This is a genomic window from Intrasporangium chromatireducens Q5-1 (assembly GCF_000576575.1).
In the GTDB taxonomy this organism is placed as follows: Bacteria; Actinomycetota; Actinomycetes; order Actinomycetales; family Dermatophilaceae; genus Intrasporangium_A; species Intrasporangium_A chromatireducens.
In genome coordinates this window covers 1-3,557 of the sequence record NZ_AWQS01000325.1, presented here as the reverse complement: position 1 = coordinate 3,557, position 3,557 = coordinate 1, and the positions used below count along the sequence as shown (strand labels likewise).

Below are 3,557 nucleotides of genomic sequence, written 5' to 3'. Positions count from 1 at the left end.
GCCCTGACGTCTTCGTGCACGTCCGGGCGCTGGCCGACGGGCTCCCCGGGCTGGGCGAGGGGGACCGGGTGACCTACGACATCGTCGCAAGCGAGAGGGGCCCGCAGGCTCGCGACGTGCGCCTCGCGCGCAGCTCGACACCGCGGGGCGCACCCGCGGCGTCGACCTCCCGCGCTCGGTCGGGGCACCGGGAGGCATCCCGCGTCCCGGCGCGTGGCGGTGAGGGAGTGGTCACCCGCTACGACGTGGAGCGGGGGTTCGGCTTCATCGCCCCGGACGCGGGAGGCGCGGACCTGTTCGTGCACGTGTCGGTTCTTAGAGGCGCCGAGGTGCTGTACCCAGGCGATCGGGTCCGGTACCAGGTGCGACAGAGCGATCGAGGACCACAGGCCGACCGCGTCGAACGAGTGTGAACGGGACGGCGGTCCGGCGGACCTGGTGCTTAGGCGTGTCTCGATCTCGTCGCACGCTCATGCCGCTCTTGGTGCGGGAGTATGGTGCTAGCCGCACCGAACTCCCGTTGTATTGAATCGGCCGGGGCGGCGGCCTTCGTAAGGGAACGCGGGAGGTGGCAACGTGACGGGGCGGCGTCATCGTTGGCGGCTCAGGTTCTACACGCCTGTGATCGTCGTAGCGGTCGTGAGTGCCGGGTGGTTTCTGTTAGGCCGCGCTTTCGACGACAGCCTGGTCGGTGGGCCGGTGAGCGGAGCCGTGCTGGTTTGGCATCCCGGCATGAACAGCGGCGGACCGGATCAGCGCACGAACACGAACGCCGCAGACGCGAGGCGGCTTGCCGAGTTGGTCAATGACACCCGCGACCTCCCCAGGGGCCCCATCACCTGTCCGGCGGACTTCGGATCGACGGTGCGTGTGGCCTTCCATACACCGAACCAGCAGGACCAAGCGGTCACCATCGCGCTGAGCGGGTGTGCCGGCCTACCCGGCCGTATGATGAGCGACGCCCTCCACGCCGACCTGGAGCGCCTCGCCCCGCCGGGCTATTGGCCACAGCGTCTCACCTGACGAGGAACCCCTCCACCGCGAGGCAGGACGTCAGGACATGCCGCAACCCGAGCGATCCCCAGAAATGCGTCTTATCGCCGCGAGCGGACACGACCAGAGGGGTCTAGCGTCGAGGAGCCCGGCTGCCCCGGCCGCGATGGCGGCGAGCGGGGCCTGGGCCGCTGGTCAGCTAGCCGCGTGAGGTGACGCCAATGTCCAGCCCAACCAACCTTCTACCGTTCCAGCCGGGGGCGATGACGACCGCTCAGTTGGCGGCCGTGTCGTACCTCGCCCGCTACTCCGGGCACACCCACGTCCTGTACGCCTACCAGTTGCGGGAGTGGTTCGCCTGGTGCGAGGGCAGCGGGCTCGACCCGCTGGTCGGGATCCAGCGCGCGCACGTCGAGCTGTACATCCGCGGTCTGGGTGATCGCGGCCTGATGGACTCCACGGTCGTGACGATGATGCACGGCGTGCGCGGCTTCTTCCGGTTCGCGCACATCGACGGCCTCATCGCCGCGGACCCGGCAGTTTACGCCCGGCTGCCGAAAATCCACCGGGACGAGACCCGCACCCAGGGCCTGGACCGGCTCGAGCTGATCCGGTTCCTTCAGGTCGCCCAGACGCTCACGGTTCATCACGGCGCGCTGGCCTACCTCCTGGGCATCAACGCCCTGCGCGCCTCCGAAGCCGCAGCCGTCCGCATCGAGGACTACGCCGACACCCTGCGCGGCCACCGGGTCCTGCACCTGGTCGGCAAGGGCAACAAGCCGGCCACCATGCCGCTGACCGTCCCGGTACTGCGGGTCCTGGAGGCGTGCCGCGGTCAGCGCACCAGCGGCCCGCTCGTGCTGCGACCGGTCTCCGGCCAGCCGATCGACCGACGCGACGTCTACCGGATGGTCGCCCGGATCGCGACGGCCGCGCAGATCCCACGGCACATCAGCCCGCACTCCCTGCGGCATGCCGCGATCACCAACGCTCTCGACGCCGGCGTCCCGCTTCGCGACGCGCAGATCCTCGCCCGCCACGCCGACCCCCGCACGACCGAGCACTACGACCGCGCGCCCGCGGCAACCTCGACCGGCACGGCGTCCACTTCCTGACCGCCTACGTCGCCGGTGTGTGACCACCTGCGCTCCTAGCCTCGCGTCGGTCCCAGTCCAGCCCCGGGCGTCGCGTCCTGGTCAGATCCGGCCCCAGGCAACGGGGCCCGCCGTGGTGAGTGGAACTGCGAGTAGTACACCTGGGTTGTGGCCCCGGTGAAGTCGATCGTTGCGGCGATGCGCAACAACCCACAGAACATCGCCTCCAACGGACCTCCCCAAGGTCTGCGAACACTACTTCGGCGAGCCCCGTCAGACGGGGTCATCACCTGCGGTGTTCAAGACCCCATGGCCGGGTGATCCCCGCGTCAACATCCAGAACGACAAGGGCAAGGCCAAGGGCCTACCAAGTTCGCCAAGTGCTCAAGGCGATCGACAAGAAGGAGGGCAAGTGATGGACACGATGCAGCGGCCGCAGGTCGACGTGCCTCACTACACCTACCGCGTTGCCTGGTCGGTGGAGGACGGCGAGTTCGTTGCCACCGTCGCGGAGTTCCTGTCCCTTTCTTGGTCGGCACCCTCTCAGGTCGAGGCCCTCCAAGCCCTTGAAGCCGTGCTGGCAGACGTCGTCGCCGACATGCAGGAACAAGGCGAGGACGTGGCAGATCCGATCTCCGAACGCAGCTACTCCGGCAAGCTCAACCCCCGACTGGGCGAGAAGTTGCACCGGGAGGTCGCTCTCCGCGCGGCTGAGGAGAACCTGAGCATCAACCAGTGGGTCGTTCGCAAGCTCATAATCGACGGCTAACGCTCGACGCGCACTCAATAGCCGGCTGTCCGAGGCGCGTCCAACCGCCGCCTGTCGAACTTTCCGATCAGCGGCATCTCGGTGAACTCACACTGATGCGGTCATGAGCGCCTTGACAATCCGTGCGTTCACGAGCAGCGTCGAACGATGAGCAAGGCGCGGGCAACAGGGAGGTCACCATGGGCGACGAGAGGCGCGTGAAGCTGATCCGACCGGGAGATCGCTCAGAAGGCCAGCTGACACCAGGCATGCGCAGGGAGCAGGCCGTCAGCACGGAGAGAAGTTGGGCCGGCCACGTCAGGACGGAGGCCGGGATGGTGTCCGGGTGGCACCACCACGGAGACTACGAGAGTCACATCTACGTCGTCTCGGGTCTGTTGCGCATGGAGTCCGGACCTGGAGGCCAAGACGTGATTGATGCCGGCCCCGGCGATTTTGTTTTCGTGCCACCGCACACCGTCCATCGCGAGGGGAACCCGGCCTCGGCGGAGGCTACGGTTATCGTCGTCAGGGCCGGAAGCGGGGAGGCAGTGTTCAACGTCGACGGCCCTGATCGCACCTGAAGGGTGACGCTTTCGCCAGCTGTGAGCGTTGCCTACCGTGGCTCTGCATCTGGGCCATGAGGGCGCAGATCCATGTGCGTCTCTCCGCCGCGAGCGACCACCTTTTCGGGCCCTTCTGACTCATCCGTGGGTCATTTC

5 protein-coding genes are annotated in these 3,557 nt (G+C 67.8%); all 5 read left to right on the top strand.

Annotation, left to right across the window (positions count from 1 at the left end; genetic code table 11):
- The coding region (locus N864_RS20365; RefSeq protein ID WP_034721702.1) for a cold-shock protein at positions 1-413 on the top strand (413 nt) is incomplete at its 5' end.
- A 163-nt stretch (positions 414-576) separates the two neighbouring features.
- Positions 577-1,023, top strand: a complete 447-nt coding sequence (locus tag N864_RS20360) for a hypothetical protein (RefSeq protein ID WP_155893035.1) — start codon at positions 577-579, stop codon at positions 1,021-1,023.
- A gap of 191 nt (positions 1,024-1,214) precedes the next feature.
- Positions 1,215-2,108 (top strand): tyrosine-type recombinase/integrase, encoded by an 894-nt coding sequence (locus tag N864_RS20355; RefSeq protein WP_081794084.1) that lies wholly within the window; start codon positions 1,215-1,217, stop codon positions 2,106-2,108.
- A gap of 394 nt (positions 2,109-2,502) precedes the next feature.
- Positions 2,503-2,856 (top strand): type II toxin-antitoxin system HicB family antitoxin, encoded by a 354-nt coding sequence (locus tag N864_RS20350; protein ID WP_240474431.1) that lies wholly within the window; start codon positions 2,503-2,505, stop codon positions 2,854-2,856.
- A 179-nt stretch (positions 2,857-3,035) separates the two neighbouring features.
- The gene (locus tag N864_RS20345) at positions 3,036-3,419 is read left to right on the top strand and encodes a cupin domain-containing protein (RefSeq protein ID WP_034721697.1); all 384 of its coding nucleotides are present in this window, start codon (positions 3,036-3,038) and stop codon (positions 3,417-3,419) included.
- The last annotated feature ends 138 nt before the right edge of the window (positions 3,420-3,557 follow it).

What these genes read in the sequence shown, in the direction of transcription:
- N864_RS20355 (WP_081794084.1), top strand. Translation starts at nt 1,215, where the DNA reads ATGTCCAGCCCAACCAACCTTCTACCGTTCCAGCCGGGGGCGATGACG.
- N864_RS20350 (WP_240474431.1), top strand. Translation starts at nt 2,503, where the DNA reads ATGGACACGATGCAGCGGCCGCAGGTCGACGTGCCTCACTACACCTAC.
- N864_RS20345 (WP_034721697.1), top strand. Translation starts at nt 3,036, where the DNA reads ATGGGCGACGAGAGGCGCGTGAAGCTGATCCGACCGGGAGATCGCTCA.